This is a genomic window from Mesorhizobium metallidurans STM 2683, assembly GCF_000350085.1.
Lineage (GTDB): Bacteria > Pseudomonadota > Alphaproteobacteria > Rhizobiales > Rhizobiaceae > Mesorhizobium > Mesorhizobium metallidurans.
In genome coordinates, this window is the sequence record NZ_CAUM01000035.1 from 1 (window position 1) to 22,821 (window position 22,821).

19 protein-coding genes are annotated in these 22,821 nt (G+C 61.5%); 11 read left to right on the forward strand and 8 right to left on the reverse strand.

The window, feature by feature from the left end:
- Positions 1-212: 212 nt before the first annotated feature.
- Together MESS2_RS06820 and MESS2_RS06825 are read right to left on the reverse strand one after the other, a co-directional pair.
- Positions 213-1,061: an ABC transporter ATP-binding protein gene (locus MESS2_RS06820; RefSeq protein WP_244439892.1), complete on the reverse strand. Its 849-nt coding sequence runs from the start codon at positions 1,059-1,061 to the stop codon at positions 213-215.
- Positions 977-1,759, reverse strand: a complete 783-nt coding sequence (locus MESS2_RS06825; RefSeq protein WP_244439894.1) for an ABC transporter permease — start codon at positions 1,757-1,759, stop codon at positions 977-979. The genes MESS2_RS06820 and MESS2_RS06825 overlap by 85 nt, the downstream gene beginning before the upstream one ends.
- Before the next feature lie 401 nt (positions 1,760-2,160).
- On the opposite strand from MESS2_RS06825, the gene MESS2_RS06830 reads away from it, so the two are divergent.
- From MESS2_RS06830 to MESS2_RS06840, 3 genes are all read left to right on the forward strand, one after another.
- Positions 2,161-4,164 (forward strand): nucleoside-diphosphate sugar epimerase/dehydratase, encoded by a 2,004-nt coding sequence (locus MESS2_RS06830; protein ID WP_040592371.1) that lies wholly within the window; start codon positions 2,161-2,163, stop codon positions 4,162-4,164.
- Between the two features lie 84 nt (positions 4,165-4,248).
- Positions 4,249-5,148 carry a glycosyltransferase family 2 protein gene (locus tag MESS2_RS06835; protein WP_244439896.1) on the forward strand — a complete coding sequence of 300 codons (900 nt, stop codon included), beginning with the start codon at positions 4,249-4,251 and terminating at the stop codon, positions 5,146-5,148.
- A gap of 166 nt (positions 5,149-5,314) precedes the next feature.
- Entirely contained in the window at positions 5,315-5,854 is a 540-nt protein-coding gene (locus tag MESS2_RS06840; protein WP_008873424.1) for a sugar transferase, read from the forward strand.
- A 99-nt stretch (positions 5,855-5,953) separates the two neighbouring features.
- Here MESS2_RS06840 and MESS2_RS06845 read toward each other — a convergent pair whose 3' ends face one another.
- Positions 5,954-6,895 carry an NAD-dependent epimerase/dehydratase family protein gene (locus MESS2_RS06845; RefSeq protein WP_008873425.1) on the reverse strand — a complete coding sequence of 314 codons (942 nt, stop codon included), beginning with the start codon at positions 6,893-6,895 and terminating at the stop codon, positions 5,954-5,956.
- Positions 6,896-6,899: 4 nt separating this feature from the next.
- On the reverse strand, positions 6,900-8,090 hold the full coding sequence (locus MESS2_RS06850) for an O-antigen ligase family protein (RefSeq protein WP_008873426.1): 1,191 nt from the start codon (positions 8,088-8,090) through the stop codon (positions 6,900-6,902).
- Between the two features lie 594 nt (positions 8,091-8,684).
- Here MESS2_RS06850 and cysD point away from each other — a divergent pair.
- From cysD to MESS2_RS06870, 4 genes are all read left to right on the forward strand, one after another.
- On the forward strand, positions 8,685-9,590 hold the full coding sequence (cysD, locus tag MESS2_RS06855) for a sulfate adenylyltransferase subunit CysD (RefSeq protein ID WP_008873427.1): 906 nt from the start codon (positions 8,685-8,687) through the stop codon (positions 9,588-9,590).
- Between the two features lie 2 nt (positions 9,591-9,592).
- Positions 9,593-11,530 (forward strand): sulfate adenylyltransferase subunit CysN, encoded by a 1,938-nt coding sequence (cysN, locus tag MESS2_RS06860; RefSeq protein WP_008873428.1) that lies wholly within the window; start codon positions 9,593-9,595, stop codon positions 11,528-11,530.
- A gap of 10 nt (positions 11,531-11,540) precedes the next feature.
- Complete coding sequence (gene cysQ / locus MESS2_RS06865) at positions 11,541-12,329, forward strand: 3'(2'),5'-bisphosphate nucleotidase CysQ (RefSeq protein WP_008873429.1); 789 nt, start codon at positions 11,541-11,543, stop codon at positions 12,327-12,329.
- A 182-nt stretch (positions 12,330-12,511) separates the two neighbouring features.
- Complete coding sequence (locus tag MESS2_RS06870; protein WP_008873430.1) at positions 12,512-12,751, forward strand: type II toxin-antitoxin system VapB family antitoxin; 240 nt, start codon at positions 12,512-12,514, stop codon at positions 12,749-12,751.
- A gap of 128 nt (positions 12,752-12,879) precedes the next feature.
- Here MESS2_RS06870 and MESS2_RS06875 read toward each other — a convergent pair whose 3' ends face one another.
- From MESS2_RS06875 to MESS2_RS06890, 4 genes are all read right to left on the reverse strand, one after another.
- Complete coding sequence (locus MESS2_RS06875; protein ID WP_008873431.1) at positions 12,880-14,022, reverse strand: DegT/DnrJ/EryC1/StrS family aminotransferase; 1,143 nt, start codon at positions 14,020-14,022, stop codon at positions 12,880-12,882.
- 269 nt (positions 14,023-14,291) lie between these two features.
- On the reverse strand, positions 14,292-15,215 hold the full coding sequence (locus MESS2_RS06880) for a carbohydrate kinase family protein (RefSeq protein WP_008873432.1): 924 nt from the start codon (positions 15,213-15,215) through the stop codon (positions 14,292-14,294).
- Positions 15,212-15,658, reverse strand: coding sequence for an RbsD/FucU family protein (locus MESS2_RS06885; RefSeq protein WP_008873433.1), 447 nt, complete (start codon positions 15,656-15,658; stop codon positions 15,212-15,214). The genes MESS2_RS06880 and MESS2_RS06885 overlap by 4 nt, the downstream gene beginning before the upstream one ends.
- Complete coding sequence (locus MESS2_RS06890; protein ID WP_008873434.1) at positions 15,659-16,885, reverse strand: ROK family transcriptional regulator; 1,227 nt, start codon at positions 16,883-16,885, stop codon at positions 15,659-15,661.
- 271 nt (positions 16,886-17,156) lie between these two features.
- Between MESS2_RS06890 and MESS2_RS06895 the strand changes: the two genes are divergently transcribed.
- The 4 genes from MESS2_RS06895 to MESS2_RS06910 all read left to right on the forward strand — a co-directional run bounded on the left by MESS2_RS06895 (position 17,157) and on the right by MESS2_RS06910 (position 22,761).
- On the forward strand, positions 17,157-18,134 hold the full coding sequence (locus MESS2_RS06895) for a sugar ABC transporter substrate-binding protein (RefSeq protein WP_425277746.1): 978 nt from the start codon (positions 17,157-17,159) through the stop codon (positions 18,132-18,134).
- 161 nt (positions 18,135-18,295) lie between these two features.
- On the forward strand, positions 18,296-19,360 hold the full coding sequence (locus tag MESS2_RS06900; RefSeq protein WP_008873436.1) for an ABC transporter permease: 1,065 nt from the start codon (positions 18,296-18,298) through the stop codon (positions 19,358-19,360).
- A 2-nt stretch (positions 19,361-19,362) separates the two neighbouring features.
- On the forward strand, positions 19,363-20,145 hold the full coding sequence (locus tag MESS2_RS06905) for an ATP-binding cassette domain-containing protein (RefSeq protein ID WP_040592375.1): 783 nt from the start codon (positions 19,363-19,365) through the stop codon (positions 20,143-20,145).
- Positions 20,146-20,298: 153 nt separating this feature from the next.
- Complete coding sequence (locus MESS2_RS06910) at positions 20,299-22,761, forward strand: glycogen/starch/alpha-glucan phosphorylase (RefSeq protein WP_008873438.1); 2,463 nt, start codon at positions 20,299-20,301, stop codon at positions 22,759-22,761.
- Positions 22,762-22,821: the final 60 nt, after the last annotated feature.

Sequence of the window (22,821 nt, forward strand, 5' to 3'; positions counted from 1 at the left end):
CTAATGCATGTCGCGCAAAAGTGTGCAGCGATTTCGCGATTACGACATGCATAAAAACAACAACCTAAAGCGGGTCGCATGAGTTCGGTCAAACGCGGCGCGCTTTAGTTGTCTAGACTCCGAAATAAACGGCGGCCTATTGTCGTCTCCGTTCACGGCGTTGGCGAATTTGCGTGTGAGCCGCCCCGTTCGCTCCCCAGCCGATCAAGCCATCAACGTGAAGCACGAACTGGCGTGGTTGGCGCAGTGTCGGCCTGCTTGTCGAACCACTCTTCTGCTCCGCAGAACGCCTTCAGCCGGGCTTCCTGCAATTCCAGGATCTTGTTGCAGGTCTTCCGCAGCAGTCCGTGATTGTGGCTCGCCAGCACGATGATCCCGGCCTTCTCCGCCAACTTCGCCATGCGCTCCCGCGCTTTCTCTTGGAAGCTCGGATCACCAGCGCCGATCCACTCGTCCATGAGCAGGATCTCGGGCTCGAAGCTCGTGGCGATGGAAAAGGCCAGCCGCGCACCCATGCCCTGGCTATAGGATTTGAAGGGCAGGTCGATGAAATCGCCGAGTTCGCTGAATTCGATGATCGCGTCCATGCGCGCCCCGATCTCATCGGGGCTCCAGCCATTGATGAGGCCGCGCAGCTCAATATTGCGTCGCCCGGTGGCCTCGGGGCGGAAGCCGAGGGTGATGTTGAACAGCGCATCGACCCGTCCGTCGATTGCGACCGTGCCGCTTGTCGGCTCGTAAATGCCATAGAGCACCTTCAAAAGCGTGGTCTTGCCGGCGCCATTGGCGCCGACGAGGCCGAGACGATCGCCCGCCTCGAGCGAAAAGCTCACGCCTTCAAGCGCCGTCACATGGCGGGCCCGGCCCATCCCTTCGATGCGCCCGCCCGTCGGCATGCGCCTGTCGCGCGGGGCCAGCGTCAGCTTTTGGCGAACCTTGTAGGTGAGGCCGAGATTGTCGGCGCGGATCGAAACCATCAGAGCACGAACACGATTTTCTTGCGGTAGCCACCTAAAAGCAGTGTGGCCAACACCCATAGGAAGAGGATGATCGTTGCGCAAATGCCGAAGGCGGTGACCGGAAATTCGGCATTGGTCACCGGCTGGCGTACCATCTCGAGGAAATAGGTGAAGGGGTTCCAGCGGTAGAGCTCGCCGCGGATGCCCCCGCCTGGGTGCATCCAGAATACCGGGGTGAGAAACATGCCGATGCGCATCAGGTTCTGCACGATGAAGCTCAAATCGGGGAAGAAGGCGCCGGCGACGGCGAAGATCATGATCGCCGCCGGCGTCGCCACAATGATCATGATGAGCGCCAGCCCCGACCAAAGCCAGTCAACGGTGAGTGGCGTGCGTACCAGCAGCAGGATGGCAACGCAGCCGGCCAGCGCATAGCTCGCCCGGATCACCGATTGCATGGTCATGCGCATGACATAGACGGTGAGTGGCAGGGTGGTGCCCTTGATGAAGCCCTCCTCGCGGTTAAAGAGCGTGACGCTCTGGGTGATCACTTCCGTGAGATAGAGCCAGACGAACAGCCCGGTCGCCACATAGGCGGCAAAATGCGGCACCGAGCGATTGTCGCCGAACATGACGACGAAAGTGCCGGCAAAGGCGAGGTAGTTGATCAACAGCCAGACGGGGCCGAGCGTCGTGCGCTTGTGCTGGTCGCCGATATCCTCGTGGGCCAGCGCCATCCACACGCTGCGCATTCTGAGGCCGCGATCGAAATCGGCAGCGGCGCTTCGTACTACATTCAATATTGTCGTCCCTACAAAGTTTGGCGCTAGTATCACAGTCGCACCGTGGCGCGAAGCGGGTTCGTCATTGCGGTCGTTCGGCCGCCAATGCCAAGTCTTCATAACCATCGCCATGCGAATTTGGCAATGGACCGCACCCAAATGAAGCTGAGGCTGCATTCACATTAGTATTAGAACATTGGCATCTACCATGTCGAGCCGAAGTCGAACCGCAAGCGAACCAGTCGATTGCACGTTTTCCACCCTGTTACCCTGCGGAACTTCCAAAAAACATCTGGCGATGCCCGCGACTCCACGCTATGCCGATAGCAGTTGAATTGACACTTTGGAGGGGCTACGGACTATAGGGGTCCGGTGTCAGTCAACGGCCGAGCGTTCGCGCCAGGAGTCCATACTATCCAATGACACCATATGTAGAAGCCGTATTCGGACTTCGACCGGACATACGGCGTTTTTTTATCATGATCCAGGATGCAGTCATGGTCCTGGTCGCGGTCGCGCTCAGTCTGGTTCTTTCGCGGTCCAACCTCTCGTTCGAGGCTTTTTCCTACGAGGGTCTGACCACCTGGGCGTGCATCGTCGTTTTCAGCCATTTGCTGTTCAGATATTGCGGCCTCTACAACACGGTCTGGCGCTTCGCCTCGACCCCTGACTTTTTCAACATCCTGAAGAGCTGCGCGATTTTAACCGTCGCACTCTATTGCGCATCGCTCGCGTTCCGTTTCTTCAAGCCGGTGACGGGCATCAACGAACGCCAGTTCATAGTCTTTTTCCTCGTGTCCTTCACGATCATATCGGCGCCTCGGCTCTTCTACCGGTTTTTTCGCGACGGAGCGAGTTGGAGCATCATGAAGAGGGCCGCCGACAAGGGGTTGACCAGGCAAGCCCTCTTCGTCGGCAGTCTTGGCGAGGCCGATCTGATCATCCGCTTTACGCGCACGGCCGAGCCCGGGGATTATTCCATCGCGGGCATCATGGCGATCGAGAACGACGCTCCGCTGCGCACCCGGATCCAGGGGGTTCCGGTGGTGGCGATCCGGCCTCGTTTGACGGAATTTCTGGAGGACTACATAAGGGGCACGAAAAGTCTCGACATGCTGATCTTCGGCAATGGAGCCGGACGGGAGATCGAGGAGTATGCGGAGCTGGTCCGTGTCGCCCGGCACGATGGCATAGCCGTCCTGCAGTTCTCGGGGTTCTCCGAACTGGGGCAGAGAGGAAAGCTGGTCCTCGCCGCTGTCGAGATGGAGACGATCCTGCGCCGTCCAGCTGTGCCTTCCGACATTGAACGCATTGGCACTTTCATCCGCGGCAAGCGTGTCCTGGTGACCGGCGGAGCCGGTTCCATCGGGCGAACCCTGGTCAGACGGTCGCTGGAACTGGGCGCCGAGGCGGTTCTGGTTGCCGACCTCTCCGAGTTCGGAATTTTCCAGTTGAGCCAGTATATCGACGGGAAGGATCACCATCGTCTCAAGGCCCGTATCATCGACGTGGCGGACCGGCGGCAGATGACGCGTGCCGTCAGCGAGTTCAAACCCGACATCATCTTTCATGCCGCCGCGCTCAAGCACGTCCCCCTTCTCGAAGAAAACTGGGACTCGGCGATCCAGACGAATGTTTTCGGAACGCTCGTCTGTGCCGAGGTTGCCGCAAAGTGCGGAGTTCCGCAATTCGTGCTTGTCTCGAGCGACAAGGCGGTGGATCCGACGTCGGTGCTTGGCATGACAAAACGAGCCGCCGAGCAGATCGTGAGCGCGTTGCATGAAACGCACGCGGCTCCGCCAAACGGGTCTCGCGCCGATGGGCTTCACTCCGGCACCAAGTTCATTGCTGTCCGTTTCGGCAACGTCTTTGGCAGCAACGGGTCGGTGGCGACCATATTCCAGGCGCAGATCGAGGCCGGTGGGCCGGTCACCGTTACGGATCAGCGCATGACGCGCTATTTCATGACAGTGGCCGAAGCCGTCGACCTCGTCATCATGTCGGCAGCCGATGCGGCGCTGCGGCAGGGCAGGGACGACTATGCCGTCTATATGCTCGACATGGGCAAGCCGGTGCCTATCGTTGAAGTTGCCGAGACGATGATCCGCATGGCTGGAAAGAGCCCCTATACGGATATTCCCATCCGGTTCACCGGGATCAGGCCAGGTGAGAAACTTCATGAGAGGCTTAACGGCGACAATGAGGAGGTCGTCGAACTCAGCACCTCGAAGATTTTTGGCCTGAGGACCGATGTCATCGAATGGCCGCGGGTCAAGGCCGCCCTCACGGCGTTGGAGACGGTGGTGAAAAACCAGGACAAGGTCTCGGCCCTTGCAGTGCTGGACGGCTTTCATGAGGCGGAAAAATCAGCGGGCGACGCGTATCGGCAGACAAGTCCGAAAACAGTTGGACATGCTGGGTGAAGCGAACAACCCCATGATCGTTCCCAGGCGTTTGCAGACGACACCAAGCCCGTGAGCAAGCAAGATCAGCGTGTGGCCATATTGATGGGCACGAAGGACGGCGCGGCTTTCATTGAAGAACAGCTGCGCTCGCTGCTTGCGCAGTCGCATTCCGCCATCGACCTGTGGGTCTCCGACGATGGCTCGATCGACGGCACGACCGCCATCGTCGACGCCTGGAAAACCCGCTGGCACAAGGGTCGCTTGACGCTGGTGGACGGGCCTCGCCAGGGCTTCGCCGCCAATTTTCGATCGATGATCGTCGATCCGCGGATCGAGGCGGACTGCTACGCCTTTTGCGATCAGGACGACATCTGGGAGCCTGACAGGCTGGAGAGCGCGCTCTCCTGGATGCAAACGCGGGACGCAACCGTCCCGCTTATGTTTTGCTCCAGAACCGTGACCATGTCCGAAACCGGAACCATGGTCGGCTGTTCGCCGCTGTTCCAGCGGCCGCCGTCCTTCCGCAACGCCCTCGTGCAAAGCATCGCCGGCGGCAACACGATTCTGCTCAACCGGGTGGCGCGCGACCTGCTGGCCAAGGCCTCGTCAAGAACGCATTTTGTCAGTCACGATTGGTGGGCTTATCTCATAGTGACAGCAGCCGGCGGCGTTGTTCGCTATGAGCCGCGGCCTCTGGTACGCTATCGCCAGCATGAGGCGAATCTGGTTGGGGCCAATGTTTCATGGCGAGCACGATTTTCCCGGCTCGAGCATCTGCTGAATGGCGGATTTGCCCGTTGGACAGATGAGAATCTCAATGGCCTGGCCGCCAATCGGGACCTTCTCACGACAGATGCGGCCGCCTGCCTCAGCCTGTTCACACAGTCACGAAAAGGCAATGTCTTGAGCCGCTTGAACCTGTTGCGCAGGAGTGGTGTCTATCGGCAGACACCTTTTGGAACATTTGGGCTATATCTCTCGGTCGTCGCGGGCCGGGTTTGATGCTGGTCGCCCAAAAGTGTGCAGCGGTTTTGGGGCAACGACATGCACAAACAAAAGTTGCGTCTAACCCAGTCTAATCCAAAGCCTGCGCCTTTGGCTGACCCGAGGCCTGAGCGTTTTTTGGAATGAAGCATTTATTCTTGGACAGGAGCATTGTCGGGCATCCATGAAGGCGGCGAAGCGGATCTTCGACCTCGTATTGGCGGCGCTGTTGTTGCTGGTCACCTCGCCGGTCCTGGTGCTTGCCAGCCTGGCAATTCGGTTGTCGTCGCCCGGGCCGGCGCTCTTTTCTCAAACGCGGGTCGGCCGCAATGGCAGGCTTTTTCGCTGCCACAAGCTCCGAACGATGGTTGTGGGAACGCCCTCATTGCCCACGCATGAGGCGCCGGCAAAATCGGTCACGGCGGTCGGCAGGATTCTGCGGCGGTTCAAGGTCGATGAATTGCCGCAGCTCTGGAACGTCCTGAAGGGCGAGATGAGCCTGGTCGGGCCAAGGCCGTGCTTGCCCACGCAAACGGAGCTCATCGAACGTCGCAGAGAATTGGGCGTGTCGTCGCTGCTTCCGGGCATAACCGGCCTGGCCCAGATCCGGTCCATCGACATGTCCGACCCGGCGCTCTGTGCCGAAACCGATGCCGCTTATCTCAAGGCATCGTCGTTCGCTCTTGATCTCCGGATCATGCTGGGAACGTTCTATCGAGGTTGAGCAGGTCGAAGTTAATGCATGTCGCGCAAAAGTGCGCAGCGGTTTTGCGATCACGACATGCATGAAGAAAGGAATCCAAAGCGCGTCGCCTGTATCCGTTCAAACGCGCCGCGCTTTGGAGTTCCGCGCTACTTCGCTCAGCCGTTGAAATGTATCGGTTTCAGGCGACCAGCCCGCCGAAATGAGCAGCGACGGATCGCATATCTGCGTCGCGCTCAAGCCGTCCCAGAATTTGCGTTTGCCCAGCAACGACGCAACTGGTTGCATCAGGCCGGCAGGCAAGGCAAACAGGCGCTTCGGTCGCCCGAAGCCTTGCCGAAAGGCTTCGATGATGGCCGCGATGGAAATTGGCGACAGATCGCTTGCGACATAGACCGGGCGAAGCGGGCCTGAACGGGTCAGCAAATGCAAGACCGCTCGTGCCGCCGTCTCGGACGATATCAATGAACGGACGCCTGCCAGGGTGGCTGCGGGCAACGGCAAGGCGGTGTCGGCCAGGCGCATCAGTATCGCCAGACTTCCCCTCATGCCGGATCCGTAGACCGGCGGCAGGCGCAGCGCGGTGGCGTCGCGGCGGCCGGACGAAGTATAGGCGTCCAGCATCCTGATCTCGCCTTTGCGTTTCGAACGCCCATAGGCGCATTGCGGGGCAGGGGCCATGTCTTCGTCGATCGTTCCGCTGAAATCGGGGCCGGTCGCGGCCCTGATAGACGACAGATAAACCAGGCGTCCGCTGACCTGCGCCGCGGCGGCGCGTGCGAGCTGGCGGGTCAGTTCGGCATTGGCATTCAGATAGTCGGCTTCGGTTGCACTGCCCCGATCATTGTTCAGCCCGGCGCAGTGAACGACATGCGTGACGTCCTTCGTGATCGCCAGGAAGGCTTGCGCGGGCGCGTTGAAATCCGGCAGCTGGACGACGTCATATGCCGCGCCGGGCTCCGGGCGCCGGGAGGCGATCCGAACCTCGATCCGGGCTTGGCGAAGCTGCTGCACGACAAGGCGCCCGATAAATCCCGTGGCGCCTGTCACCAACACCTTCATCGCCTTAGCCGACGACCGTCGATGCCGCGGGAGGCGTCGGTTCGTCCATGGTCGGAAGGGTGCGTCCCGACGCAAGATAGGTCCCGGACACCAGGAAGATCATCAGCACCGAATCCAGAATATCATGACCGACCAGAATGCCGACCATTCCGCCTGTGAGATAGGTAATCACGACAATGACGATCATGGTGGCGCCGAACCGCTCGATCGGATCGACACTCATGCGCAGCACCCTGGCTGCGTTTCTGGCGGCAACGGCAAATATCGACGCCAGCGCCAGGGCTCCCACAATGCCCGCTTCCACCAACGCGGTCAGAAAGCCGTTGTGGAAGTGGCTGAAGCCTTTGTCCATGCCGAATTGGTCAAGAAATCCCTGTTTTATCAAAGCCCCGCTGGCTCTCACCCCATGTCCAAAAAACGGCATTTCGCGAAATGCGTCGAGGCCGATTTGCCACATGGCAACGCGAAATCCCAAGGCGGTGTTGTGGTCGCCATGCGCAATGAGTGCCTCCCAGTCGGAGCGGAGGAACTCGGCGCGCTCCAATATTATCTGGAATCCAAGGGCAGCGATCGCGAGACCGACCGCGCCAGATACCAGCAACAGGCGACGAGCGTTCCTGCTCCTGAGCTTCCGCCGGTGGATCAGCAACACGGCGATACCTGCGATCAGCATCGCCAGCCACATGATACGCGAACCGGAATAGAGGATGGCGATTGTCCCGGCCAGCGCCGCGCAGACGAGAAGGCCTCGGTTCCTTTCGATGCCCGACAAGGCGCCAGCCATGCATACCATGACGCTCAGGCAGACGACTGTCGCGAACACGATCGGATTTCCAGCGCCCCCTTCGACCCTTTCCATGCCCAGCCAATAGTACTGGATGCCTGTCAGCAGCAATGCGCCGAAGCAGGCGGCCATGCTGCTGAGTATGATGATGCGTGCAAGGGTGGGTTTCTGCGAAATGCTCCAGGCCGAATATGAGAAGGGGAAAAACAGGAAGGTGATCAGTGGCACAAGCTGCGCCGCATCCGTCACGATCGAATTGTTGACGATGGAAGCAAGAATAATGGCGCCGCAATAGGCATAGATCGCGACAGTGAGGGCGACCATCGGCCGATCGACATTGAAGCGCCGTCTCTTCAGGGCAACCAGCAAGGTCGACCACAGACCACCGCCATTGAATACGAAGCTGACCACCGATCCCAAAACGGGAGGAGAAAAGAAACAGAGAACGGAGAAGTAAATATTGACCCGCGACGGTGTGAATTGCTGTTTTATCGATGCAAGCCAGCTCAAGGTTTTAAGTCGCATTCTGCAAGGGTCTTTGGGGATCTGGTTTGACCGTGGCCGGTGCACGATCTTCAGGATGTCACGCACGTGACGCCACGCACGGTGGCCGATTTGCGGGAACCTGTATAGCGGCTGAGATTGATTTTCGATAGTCCGGCGGAGACAGGCCATCGTTAAAAATCAGCAGTGTCGTTCATGCGTCAGTGCATTGCGCCGAACTGATTGACGCTCGTTCCGCCCATATAGGCAATATTTTTCTCGGCCTACCAAGCCCGTCCGCCCGGTGAGTAGGAATTTCCGGGTTCCGGGCCTTGAGTAGAAGATTCATTCCCGAAGCACTTTGCGGCAGGCCTGTCTTGCATTGTTATAGACAATGGCGATCTGCTAGAACGCCTGCACGAAAACAAGATTGTCCAGAAGTGAAGCTGAGCCGGGCGGCTGTGAATTGCGCCCGATGCATCGATGCAAGGTCTGGATGGCACGAGAGAACGCTCACAGTCCATGAACATCACGCTGACGCATCTGCAGCGGCTTGAAGCCGAATCCATTCATATTTTTCGCGAAGTCGCGGCAGTCTTCGCCAAGCCGGTCATGCTCTACTCCGTCGGCAAGGACTCGTCCGTGCTGATGCATCTGGCGATGAAGGCGTTTTACCCCGCCAAGCCGCCTTTTCCCTTTCTCCATGTCGACACGACCTGGAAGTTCCGTGAGATGATCGCCTTTCGCGATCAGATGGCGCAAAAGCTCGGCTTCGACCTTCTGGTCCATGTCAACGAAGACGGCGTGCGCGACAACATCAATCCCTTCGACCATGGCTCGAACACCCACACCCATGTGATGAAGACCGTGGCGCTGCGCCAAGCGCTCGACAAATACGGCTTCGATGCAGCCTTTGGCGGCGCCCGCCGCGACGAGGAGAAGTCGCGCGCCAAGGAGCGGATATTCTCCTTCCGCAACGCCCAGCACGTATGGGATCCGAAGAACCAGCGGCCGGAGATGTGGAAGATCTTCAACACCCGCATCGCCTCAGGCGAATCGATCCGGGTCTTTCCGCTGTCGAACTGGACCGAGCTCGACATCTGGCAATACATCCTGCAGGAAGATATCCCGATCGTGCCGCTCTATTTCGCCAAGGAACGCCCGGTCGTCGAGCGCGACGGCATGCTCATCCTCAAGGATGACGAGCGCATGCAATTGCAGCCCGGCGAGACGGTCGAGAACCGCCTGGTGCGTTTTCGCACCCTTGGCTGCTATCCGCTGACCGGCGCGATCGAATCGGATGCCGACACGCTGGAGGCCATTGTCGGCGAGATGCTCACTGCGCGCACCTCCGAGCGCCAGGGCCGCCTCATCGATCGCGATGAAGCCGGTTCGATGGAGAAAAAGAAGCGCGAGGGGTATTTCTGAGCATGCGCCACATCTTGGCCAAGAGCCTCGCCCCCACTGACGGCGTCCGCGACTACATGGCGGCACAGGAAAAGAAGTCGCTGCTGCGCTTCCTGACCTGCGGTTCGGTCGACGATGGCAAATCGACGCTGATCGGCCGCCTGTTGTCCGATACCAAGCAGATTTTCGAGGACCAGCTCGCCGCACTCGAGCGCGACTCGCGCAAGCATGGCACGACCGGCGACGACATCGATTTCGCGCTGCTGGTCGACGGCCTCGAGGCCGAGCGCGAGCAAGGCATCACCATCGATGTCGCCTATCGCTTCTTCGCCACGCCGAAACGCAAATTCATCGTTGCCGACACGCCCGGCCATGAACAGTACACGCGCAACATGGCCACCGGCGCATCGACCGCGGATCTGGCCATCGTGCTGATCGACGCCCGCCAGGGTGTGCTGCGCCAGACAAGGCGCCATTCGATCATCGCCTCGCTGCTCGGCATCCGGCACGTCGTTCTGGCCGTCAACAAGATCGATCTGGTCGGCTTCGACAAGGCCGTCTTCGAACGCATCATCGAGGACTATCGGCAGTTCTCGCACAAGCTCGGCTTCGAGACGATCGTGCCGATCCCGATGTCCGCCCGTTATGGCGACAACGTCACCAGCCGCTCCGACAAGACGGATTGGTACTCCGGACCGACATTGATCGAGCACCTGGAAACCGTTTCCGTCGACGAGGCCGCGGTCGAGCTGCCGTTCCGTTTTCCGGTGCAGTATGTGAACCGTCCCAACCTCGACTTTCGCGGTTTTGCCGGCACGATCGCTTCCGGCTCGGTGTCGCAAGGTGACGAGGTCGTCGTCGCCAAATCCGGCAAATCGTCTCACGTCAGGCGCATCGTCGCGCATGGCGGCGATCTGGACCAGGCGGTGGCCGGCCAGGCCATCACCCTTGTTCTCGACGACGAGGTCGAGGTCTCGCGCGGCAACATGCTGGTATCGCCGGCGGCGCGGCCGCAGGTCGCCGACCAGTTCGCCGCCAACATCGTCTGGTTCGACGAGCACGCGCTGTTGCCGGGCCGCTCCTACATCCTGCGCACGGAAACCGACCAGACCAGCGCCACCGTCACCGACCTGAAATATCGCGTCAATGTCAACGACTTCGCCCATGAGGCTGCCAAGTCGCTTGAAATGAACGAGGTCGGCATCTGCAACCTCTCGACGCGGGCGCCGATCGCTTTCGATACGTTCGGCGAGAATCGCACGACCGGCGCCTTCATCCTGATCGACCGCATCACCAACGCCACGGTCGGCGCGGGCATGCTCCTGCACTCGCTGCGCCGCGCCGAAAACATCCACTGGCAGTCCCTCGATGTCGGCAAGCGCGGCCGCGCCGACATGAAGAACCAGCGGTCCGCCGTGTTCTGGTTCACCGGGCTGTCGGGATCGGGCAAGTCGACCATCGCCAACCTCTTCGAGAAGAAGCTGTTCGCCACCGGGCGTCACACTTACATCCTGGATGGCGACAATGTTCGTCACGGGCTCAATCGCGATCTCGGCTTCACCGACGCCGATCGCGTCGAGAATATTCGCCGCGTCGCCGAAGTGGCGCGCCTGATGGCCGACGCCGGGCTGATCGTCATCGTCTCCTTCATTTCGCCGTTCAGCGCCGAGCGGCGCATGGCCAGGGAATTGATGGCCGATGGCGAGTTCGTCGAGGTGTTTGTCGACACGCCCTTCGAGGAATGTGCCAGGCGGGATCCGAAAGGTCTCTATGCGCGGGCATTGAATGGCGAGATCAAGAATTTCACCGGCGTCGATTCACCCTACGAGGCTCCGGAAAATCCCGAAATCCATCTCAGGACGCTCGGCAAAACGGCCGAGGAGATGGTAGAGGCCCTGGAACTCTGGCTGAACGAGCGTGACATTGCCGAAGACCAATACGACAGCGGCGGCGGCATCTGACGACGAGCGGATGCTCGATGTTTTCGAGCATCTTGCCTTGGCGGCTGGCCGCGAGGTTATGCGCGTCTTTCACGATGGCTGCGCCGTCGACCGCAAATCCGACTCTTCGCCGGTGACGGAAGCCGATCGCGAAAGCGAGAAGATCATTCTCACCGGGCTGCGCGCGGCATATCCCGATATCCCCTGCGTGGCCGAGGAAGACGCTTCTGCCGGCATCATGCCGCCGGATCTCGGCGATGCGTTCTTCCTGGTCGATCCGCTCGACGGCACTAAGGAATTCGTCAATCGCCGGACCGATTTTACCGTCAACATCGCGCTTGTCCGCGATGGCGTGCCGGAGGTCGGCGTCGTCCTCGCGCCCTGCACCGGACGTTTCTTTTCCGGACGGCCGGGCAGGGCCGAAACAATCGAGATCGATGACGACTACCAGATCGTCGGCCGTCAGCCGATTTCGGCGAGAAGCGGCGTGGTGCCGCTGACCGTCGTCGCCAGCCGCTCCCACAACACGCCGGAAACCGAAGCCTATATCCGTGATCTCGGCGCCGCCGAGATCGTCTCGGTCGGCTCGTCGCTGAAATTCTGCCTCGTCGCCGCCGCCGAGGCGGACGTCTATCCGCGCTTCGGCCGCACCATGGAGTGGGATACGGCGGCCGGCGATGCGGTGCTGCGCGCGGCCGGCGGCCTGACGCGCACGCTGGACGGCCAGCCGCTCACCTATGGCAAGCGCGACCAGAGCGACGACGAGGATTTCGCCAACCCGCATTTTATTGCCAGCGGCAAGGTAGCCGGACCAACCTGACGACCATAGTGTCGGTGGCCCTGCAGGAATCGCCGAGCAAAACATAAATCTGCCTGAACCGCGCGTCACGATCCATGGCACCCCATCATCCGCCGTCCACAAAACCTCATGCTCTCCTGACGGGCAGTTGCCGCCATACGTTGGCATCGCCGTGTTTACGTCTACACACAGGAGCATTGGCAATGCCGCTCAACATTCGCAGTGAAGAGATAAACACGCTTGCCGAAAAGCTGGCGGCGCGCACGGGGTTGAACAAAACGGCTGCCGTGAAGCTGGCCCTGGAGAACGAATTGCGCCGTATCGAGGAGGCGATCCCTCTGTGGGAGCGGGTGAAGCCTTTGCGCGCGAAAATCGCGGCTTACCCGGACACCGGCCTTGCGGCAGACAGGGCGTTTTTCGATGACCTCAGCGGTGACTACTGATGTTGGTCGGCGATCATCGCAATTATGACGGACGAGCCTGAGGCCGCCAAGACCTGAGATTTCGGAAGGGAAGGGCGGCCTCCGCCATGCGCTGGTGCCGGGAAAGCGCGTCGTCGCAGCAAGATGCCCTATGCGGCAGCAACGTGCGCCGAATTCGAGCCGATATAGTTGCGGATCGTCTCGATGATCCGGTCCTGGTCGGCCTCGCTCAGATAAGGATGCATAGGCAGGCAGAGAATCCGCTTCGGCAGTTCTTCCGAAACGGCAAGGCCTGTCGGCGTGCGCGGATAGTCGCGATAGGCGACTTGGGCATGCAGCGGCTTCACGTAATAGATGACCGAGGGAATGCCCTTTTCGCCGAGATGGGCCTTCAGACCGTCGCGCTTTGGCGTCTCGATCGCGTATTGCGCCCAGGCCGAGCGGCTGCCATCCAGGTTGCGCGCCGCTTTGACGATGTCGCCCAGGCCCTCGGCGTAGCGCTTCGCAACCGCTTGCCGGGCGACCATCTCGTCTTCGAGAATGGCCAGTTTCTCGATCAGGATCGCCGCCTGCAGCGTATCGAGCCGCGAATTGATGCCGACGCGGACATTGTCATATTGCGTCTCGCCCTTGCCGTGGAAAGCGAAGGAGCGGAGTTTTTCCGCCAGCGCATCGTCGTTGGTGAACATCGCGCCGCCATCGCCATAGCAGCCGAGCGGCTTGGCCGGGTAGAAGCTGGTCGAGCCGACATGGCCGAACGCGCCGCACATCTCGCCGTCGATGGCGCCACCCATCGACTGGGCGGCATCCTCGATCACCAACAGTCCTTCACGGTTGGCGATCGCCATGATTGCCTCGTAGTCGGCGGCGAGCCCGAACAGGTCGACCGGAATGATCGCCTTCGGCTTAAGCCGGCCTTCCTTCTTGATCATCGCGATCGCCGCCTCGAGGCTGGCGATGTCGATATTGTAGGTCTCGGGGTCGACATCGACGAAGACCGGTTCGGCCTTGGCCAATGCCACCACCTCCGCCGTGGCGGCGAAGGTGAAGCTCGGCACGAACACCGCGTCGCCCGGGCCGATGCCGGCCGCAAACAGCGGCAGCAGCAGCGCGTCGGTGCCGTTGGCGCAAGCCACGACATGCTTGGTGCCGACATAGGCGGCAAGCTTGTTCTCGAATTCAGTGACCTCTGGCCCGAGTATGTAGCGGCCGTCGTCGACGACGCGGTCGATCGCCGCTTTCAGCCGGTCGCGGATGCGTTCGCGCTGCGCGCCAAGATCGATGAACTGCATGTCGGCCTCGTTCTAGCCAGATGGTCGGCGGGTTAGCCAGATAATTGGCCGCTGGTACCAGACTTGGGTCGGCCGAGAAAGCCGAACCGGCTAAACGGCGAATTGCCTAGGTGTCGCAGCCTGTTACCTCTGTTTTCGAGCCTGTCTTGGCAAGATGGCGGAAATCCGGCCTTCGCGAGTCGTTGCCAGGCCTTTCAATCGCATCCTTCCGATCCTGCGAAACATAAAGTGATCGCGGAGTCGGTGCTGTTTCAGGGTTCTCTGCCTGCTCAGGCGATTTCATGCCGCCATGGCGGATTGGCGCCGGCTCGCGATACCGTCACCGCCGCTGCCTTGGCGCCAAGCGTCAAAGCCTTGTGGATGGCCTCCTTCGATAGTTCGGTGATAGCTGTCTTCGACAGCATGCCTTGCTCGTGCAGTGAGGCCAGGATGCCGGCGTTGAAAGTATCGCCGGCGCCGACCGTGTCGACCACCGTGACCTTGTCCGGCATGACCGTGACCTTGTGCTCCCTGGTATAGCCGACCGCGCCTTCGCTGCCATGGGTGACGACGATCAGCTTCGGGCCGCGGTCCAGCCAGTTGCGCACGACGTCCTCATGCGAACCGGCTTCATCGAACCAGTTCAGGTCCTCGTCCGACAGCTTCACGATATCGGCCATTGCCATCATGGAGCGGATGCGCCTGAGGTGCCTGGCCTTGTCCGGGATGAAATTCGGCCGGATGTTGGGGTCGAGCATCATCAAGCGGCGCTCATGCTCGCGCCGCATGAACTCCTCATAGGCCGCTCCGGCCGGCTCCGAGATCAGGCTGATGGCGCCGAACAGCATGGCTTCGATCTCGCTGCCGAGCTCCGGCAGGTCTTCGATGGTCAGCATGCGTCCGGCCGTGTTCTCGTCATAAAAAGTGTAGGTCGCCTGGCCGTTGGTGAGCCGCACAAAGGCAAGCGTGGTCGGCCGCGGCGATGTGTGTGCATAGGTGGAACTGACCTTGCTTGCCCCCAGCGCGTCCCGGAGCTGGCCGCCGAACAGGTCCGACGACAGGCCGGAAAAGAACCCGGCGGGCGCGCCGAGCCGGCCAAGCGCGATGGCCGAATTGAACACCGCGCCGCCGACATAGGGGGCAAAGGCCGGCTCCCCATCCGTGGTGGCGCGAGGCAGCATGTCGATGAGGGCTTCGCCGCAGCAAAGGATCATGATTTCCTGTTCTCCGGCGGATAGATCACGCCCTTGCGGATGATGATGTTGGCGTAGAGCCTGGGCTCGCTTGTCGCGATGATCGCGTGCGCGGACCTGACGCGTCCATAGAAGTCGGCGCCGGCCAGCGCAACCACCTTGTGGCCCGGCGCGCGGTTGGCGCAGATCGCCTCCATTTCGCGATGAACCGGATCGGCAAGCGAGGGATCGCCTTTGACCGAGGCGCGAAACAGCGCCTCCGGCACGGCGTCGTCCACCGGCAACACGCTCAATATGGCATCGAGCATTGGAATGAGATGATGGCCGTCGGCGCGGATAAGCCGGTGTGCCTGCTCTTCGGCCGGGTAGTTTCCGTCGACAAGCGCGATCTCATCGCCATGGCCCATGGCACGCAGCGTCGCCAGGAGCTCCGGGCCGAGCAGCGCCGGGATGCCGATCAGCATTCAGGTGCTCCTGGAAATCGTGGTCGATCCGATCAGGAAGCGCTCGGAAAGCGGTAGGCTGGCGCCGCCCAGCGCGCGTGCATGAATGCCGACCGTACCCTCGCGCACGGCCGGAAGCTTCAGGCCCTCGCAGTCGATCTTGCCGACCGCCACGACGACGGCATCGACGAGGCGCCGTCGCACCGTCAGTGGCATCCATCCGTCGATCACCGCCGCCTCGAAATCGATGACCGAGGCCGCCGCGACAATGGCATAGGCGAGCGCCTCGGAGGCGCCGGCGATCCAGTCGTCGAGTTCGACGCCGATCTCGCCCCAGTCCTGCGGCGATGTCCACAGATGCGAGGCCTCGACGCCACGCGCGTTGAGCGCCTTTTCCAGCATGGCGATCGATGCCACGTCGATGAGCTGGGTCGGCTTTCCGTCGGGTCCCGGCACCGGCATCGAGCCGAGCGCGCCGGCATTGCCGGTCGGTCCGCCGAACAGGCGGCCGTTGAGCACGATACCGCCGCCGGCAAAGGCGCCGATGTAGAAATAGACGAAGTCGCGCGCAGCACCCGCCTGGCCGAACACCAGTTCGGCGCCGCAAGCCGATGTGGCGTCGTTCTGCAGGTAGACGGGAAATTCGCATTGCGCCTGGATGTCGGCGCGAATGTCGCGGTGGCGCCACTCATCCATGATGTCGCGTGGCGCACCGGCGGTGTCGGCCCAGTTCCACAGCTCGAACGGCATGGCGATGCCAAGTCCGGCAATGCGCTTGTCCTGCGCCGGGGTCAGCTCCCCGCGCATCTTCTTCATGCCGGAGGTGACGAACTCCACCGTCTCGCGCGGAGCTGGATAGCGGTAGGAGTGCTGCAGCATCGAGCGCACATTGCCGAGGAAATCGATCAGTACGAGTTCGGCGCTGCGCCGGCCGATCTTCAGGCCGATGAAGAAGGCACCTTCAGGATTGAGCGCCATCGGGATGGAGGGCTGGCCGATCTTGCCGCGTAGCGGCGCCTGGCGCACCAGCAGGCTATCCTGCTCGAGTTCGCGCATGATGACAGACACCGTCTGCGCCGAAAGCCCCGTCATGCGGGCGATGTCGGACTTGGCCAGGCTGCCGTGCTGGCGCACCAACGACAGCACCAGCCGCTCATTGTGGTCCCGCATGCCGCTCTGGTTGGTGCCGCGGTGAATTTGGCTTTCGGCTGCCTCGGGCGAACCGTGCCTCGCAATGCCGGTCTCCACCCTGTTCCTCCCGTCGTTTCCCCTCAATGCTTTTGGGCCAGAATGAGTGAACGATGCAAGGCTGTCAATAATAAATAAGAGTGATTTAATTATTGACAGGAACTCCGGGCTGGTGTCTGTTGACGACGGCGCCCGCGCTGGGAGAATTCGTCAGGGCGCCTGTGCGGAGACCGGTTGGCCGGTGTCCGAAAATGGTTCCACTGGGAGGAAAATCGTGACCAAGACAACACTACTGAAGTCCACCGTTTTTGCGGCGGCCGGGCTGGGCCTGATGGCGTTCACCTCTGCTGCATCGGCCGCCGGCGTCGGCGCCTGCCTGATCACCAAGACCGACACCAACCCGTTCTTCGTCAAGATGAAGGAAGGCGCGACCGCCAAGGCCAAGGAGCTTGGCGTCGACCTGAAGTCCTATGCAGGCAAGATCGACGGCGACAGCGAGAGCCAGGTGGCGGCGATCGAGAGCTGCATCGCCGACGGCGCCAAGGGTATCCTGATCACCGCCTCGGACACCAAAGGCATTGTGCCGACGGTGAAGAAGGCGCGTGACGCCGGCCTGCTGGTGATCGCGCTCGACACGCCGCTCGATCCGATCGACGCAGCAGACGCGACTTTCGCAACCGACAATCTCGAAGCCGGCAAGCTGATCGGCGCCTGGGCCGCCGCGACGCTTGGCGACAAGGCCAAGGATGCCAAGATCGGCTTCCTCGACCTGACGCCCTCGCAGCCGACGGTGGACGTGCTGCGCGACCAGGGCTTCATGATGGGCTACGGCATCGATGTGAAGGACCCCAACAAGATCGGCGATGAGGACGATCCGCGCATCGTCGGCCACGACGTGACCAACGGCAACGAGGAAGGTGGCCGCAAGGCGATGGAAAACCTTCTGCAGAAGGACAACACCATCAACGTCATCCACACCATCAACGAGCCGGCAGCCGTCGGCGCCTATCAGGCGCTCAAGGCTGTTGGTCTCGAAAGCCAGGTGCTGATCGTGTCGGTCGACGGCGGCTGCCCCGGCGTGAAGTCGGTCACGGAAGGCGTGATCGGTGCGACCTCGCAGCAATATCCGCTGCAGATGGCCGCACTCGGCATCGAGGCGATCGCCGCTTTCGCCAAGGATGGGACCAAGCCAAAGCCGACCGAAGGCAAGGATTTCTTCGACACGGGCGTCAATTTGGTGACCGACAAGCCCGCGAACGGCGTGAAGTCCATCGACACCAAGGAAGGCCTCGCCAAGTGCTGGGGCTGATGCTGGTCTGACCGGCAATAGAACCGATCGGCCGGGGGGACTTGATCCCCGGCCGCTTCGGGTGGACGATGGACGACTTATACGCGAAACAATCCCGGCGACAGACCGGAAGGGCGTGGACGGGTGTCAGCGCGTGGCTGAGGCCCAGACGGGGAGGAAGCATGGCTCAGGCAGCTCAGGAATTCGAGAAGGTTCTCTCGAGTAGCGACACAAGCGTTGCGGCTTTTGACGAGCACAAATCGGCCGTCAAGCGCATCCAGCATTTCCTGCATTCAACGCCGGCCGCGGTGCCGCTGATCGTGCTGGTTCTGGCGATCATCATCTTCGGCATGACGATCGGAGGGCGGTTCTTTTCGTCCTACACGCTGACACTGATCCTGCAGCAGATCGCCATCGTCGGCATTCTCGGGGCCGCGCAGACGCTGGTCATCCTTACCGCAGGCATCGATCTGTCGATCGGCGTGATCATGGTGATCTCGGCTGTGATCATGGGAAATTGCGCGGTCAGCTACGGTATGCCGAGCGTGCTCGCAGTGGCAATCGGGCTTGCCGCCGGAGCGGCCTGCGGGCTGCTCAACGGAGTGCTGGTGGCCTACATGAAGCTGCCGCCCTTCATCGTGACGCTGGGCACCTGGAACATCGTCATGGCCACGAACTTCATCTATTCGGCCAATGAGACGATCCGCGACACCGACGTCAACACCCAGGCGCCGCTGCTGCATCTGTTTGCCCTGAGCTTCAAGGTCGGCACGGCGGTGCTGACGCTCGGCGTCATTGCCACGGTAGTGCTTGTTCTGATCCTGTGGTACGTGCTCAATCACACCGCATGGGGCCGCCATGTCTACGCCGTTGGCGATGATCAGGAGGCGGCGAAGCTGTCGGGCATCCAGACCAAAAAGGTCTTGATGACGGTCTACACCCTGGCCGGGCTGATCGCCGCCTTTGCCGCCTGGGTCTCCATCGGCCGCAACGGCTCGATCTCGCCGTCCGCCGCCGTCACCGACTACAATCTGCAGGCGATCACCGCGACGGTGATCGGCGGTATTTCCCTGTTCGGCGGCCGCGGCTCAATTCTGGGCACGCTGTTCGGCGCGATGATCGTCGGCGTCGTCTCGATGGGCCTCAACATGCTGGGCGCCGATCCGCAATGGAAAGTGCTGCTTACCGGTGTGCTGATCATCGGCGCCGTGGCGATCGACCAATGGATCAGAAAGGTTTCGGCATAGCCATGACCCAGGAACCCATCCTCACCGCGCGCGGCCTGGTCAAGCGCTACGGCCGTGTCACCGCCCTCGACAATGCCGACTTCGACCTCTATCCCGGCGAAATCCTTGCCGTCATCGGCGACAATGGCGCCGGCAAGTCGTCCCTGATCAAGGCGATTTCCGGCGCGGCCGTGCCCGACGAGGGCGAGATCCGGCTTGAAGGCAAACCCGTCGCCTTCAAATCGCCGATGGAGGCCCGCGAAGCCGGCATCGAAACCGTCTACCAGAACCTGGCGCTGTCGCCGGCGCTGTCGATCGCCGACAACATGTTCCTCGGCCGCGAGATCCGCAAGCCGGGCCTTCTGGGCGAATGGCTGCGCATGCTCGACCGGCCGGCGATGGAAAAGCGCGCCCGCGACAAGCTCACCGAACTTGGCCTGATGACCATCCAGAACATCAGCCAGGCGGTGGAGACGCTTTCGGGCGGCCAGCGCCAGGGCGTGGCGGTGGCGCGCGCCGCCGCCTTCGGTTCGAAGATGGTGATCATGGACGAGCCGACGGCCGCGCTTGGCGTCAAGGAGAGCCGCCGCGTGCTCGAGCTGATCCTCGACGTCAAGAAGCGCGGCCTGCCGATCGTGCTCATCTCGCACAACATGCCGCATGTCTTCGAGGTGGCGGACCGCATCCACATCCATCGGCTGGGCCGTCGCCTCTGCGTCATCGATCCCAAGCAATATACGATGTCCGACGCTGTCGCCTTCATGACCGGAGCCAAGCTGCCGCCTGAAGCAGCGCTCGCTGCCTGAGGCGCTTGCGGGTGGCCTGAATTGCCAAATTGCCGCAGGGCTACCTTGCCCCGTGGCTGCCTAAATCGATTGAACATATGGCCATATGCGCTAGCATGGGCTGGGAGGAATGGTGAAAGCCGGTATGATCATGGCAACCGCACGAGAGGCGACATGACACGCGCGATGACATCCGAAGCCCCCTTTCTCGAAATCCCCGATCCCAAGACCCTTGCTGACGAAGTCTTGCTGGCCCTCAAATACAGGGTCGGCAAGGGCACCACCGTCGCCACCCAGTACGACTGGCTCACCGCGTCGATCAAGGTGGTGCGCGACCGCATCGTCGATCACTGGATGCAGGCGACGCAAGAGGCTTACGCCCAGCAGGAAAAGCGCGTCTACTATTTGTCGCTCGAATTCCTCATCGGCCGCCTGATGCGCGACGCCTTCTCCAATCTCGGCCTGATGGACAATATGCGCGAAGCCCTGTCGTCGCTTGGCGTCGACCTTGACCTCATCGCCGCGCTCGAACCGGATGCGGCCCTTGGCAATGGCGGTCTCGGCCGCCTCGCCGCCTGCTTCATGGAAAGCATGGCGACTGTCGATATCCCGGCGCATGGCTACGGCATTCGCTACGCCAACGGCATGTTCCGGCAGGAAATCCACGACGGCTGGCAGGTGGAGCTGCCCGAGACCTGGCTCGATCACGGCAATTCCTGGGAGTTCGAGCGGCGCGAACGCTCCTTCGAGGTCGGCTTCGGCGGCTCGGTGGAATCGATCACCTCGAAGGACGGCCGCCTCGAGCGCCATGTCTGGAAGCCGACCGAACATGTGCTCGCCGTCGCCTATGATACGCCGGTGGTCGGCTGGCGGGCCAAGCGCGTCAACACGCTGCGCCTCTGGTCCGGCATGCCGATCGATCCGATCCTGCTCGACAAATTCAACGCCGGCGACCACATCGGCGCGCTGGCCGAAAGCAACAAGGCCGATGCCTTGTCGCGCGTCCTTTACCCCGCCGATTCCCACAAAGCCGGGCAGGAGCTGCGGCTGCGGCAAGAGTATTTCTTCTCCACCGCATCGCTGCAGGACATTCTCCAGCGCCATCTCAGCCAGTATGGCGACCTGCAATCGCTGCCCGACAAGGCGGCGATCCATCTCAACGACACTCATCCGGCCATCGCGGTGCCTGAGTTGATGCGCCTGTTGATGGATGTCCACGGCATGGATTTCGACCTTGCCTGGAGCATCACCAGGCGCACCTTCGGCTACACCAACCACACGCTGCTTCCCGAAGCGCTCGAAAGCTGGCCGGTGCCGCTGTTCGAGCGGTTGCTGCCGCGCCACATGCAGATCGTCTACGCCATCAACGCCGAGGTGCTGCTTGAGGCACGCGCCTCCGACCAGTTCTCCGGCGAACAGATCAGCCGCATCTCGCTGATCCAGGAGAATGGCGACCGCCGGGTGCGCATGGGCAATCTGGCCTTTGTCGGCTCGCACTCGATCAACGGCGTCTCGGCGCTGCATACCGAATTGATGAAGCAGACGGTGTTTGCCGACCTTCACAAGCTCTATCCGGACCGCATCAACAACAAGACCAACGGCATCACGCCGCGGCGCTGGCTGATCCAGTGCAATCCCGGCCTGACCGCTTTGACCCGCGAGGCGATCGGCGACCGCTTCATGGACGACATCGATGCCATCAAGGGTCTCGACGCCTTTGCCGACGACGCCGCTTTCCGCGAGAAATTCGCCGCCGTCAAACGGGCGAACAAGGTGAGGCTCGCCAATCTCGTTGCCGACCGCCTCGGCATCAAGGTCGATCCCTCGGCGCTGTTCGACATCCAGGTCAAGCGCATCCACGAATACAAGCGGCAGCTCCTGAACATCCTCGAAGCGATCGCGCTCTACGACCAGATCCGCTCCCATCCCGAGCGCGACTGGATGCCTCGCGTAAAATTCTTCGGCGGCAAGGCGGCGCCGAGCTATCACAACGCCAAGCTGATCATCAAACTCGCCAATGATGTCGCCAAGGTCATCAACCGCGACCCGGCCGTTCGCGGCCTGCTGAAAGTGGTGTTCGTGCCGAACTACAATGTCAGCCTGGCCGAGATCATGATGCCGGCGGCCGACCTTTCCGAACAGATCTCGACCGCCGGCATGGAAGCCTCCGGCACCGGCAACATGAAGTTTGCCCTCAACGGCGCGCTGACCATCGGCACGCTCGACGGCGCCAATGTCGAGATCAAGGAATGCGTCGGCGACGACAACATCTTCATCTTCGGCCTGACCACCGCCGAGGTCGCCGAGCGGCGCGGCAACGGCTACAATCCGCGATCCGTGATCGAAGGATCGCCCGAACTGGCGCAAGCGGTGGCCGCTGTTTCGTCGGGCGTCTTCTCGCCTGACGATCCGGAGCGTTATCGTGAGCTGATCAACGGTCTCTATCAGAGCGACTGGTTCATGGTGGCGGCCGATTTCGATGCCTATGCCGACGCGCAGCGCGCCGTCGACGCGGTTTGGCGCAACAGCCCGGACTGGTACGCCAAGGCGATCCGCAATGTCGCGCGCGTCGGCTGGTTCTCTTCCGATCGCACCATCCGTCAATATGCGAAAGAAATCTGGAACGTACCCGTTTGATATGATTGCATAGGCCACGAGCAAGTGGGGTGAGTTTGACCTTCGCACCGCAGAGGAGCG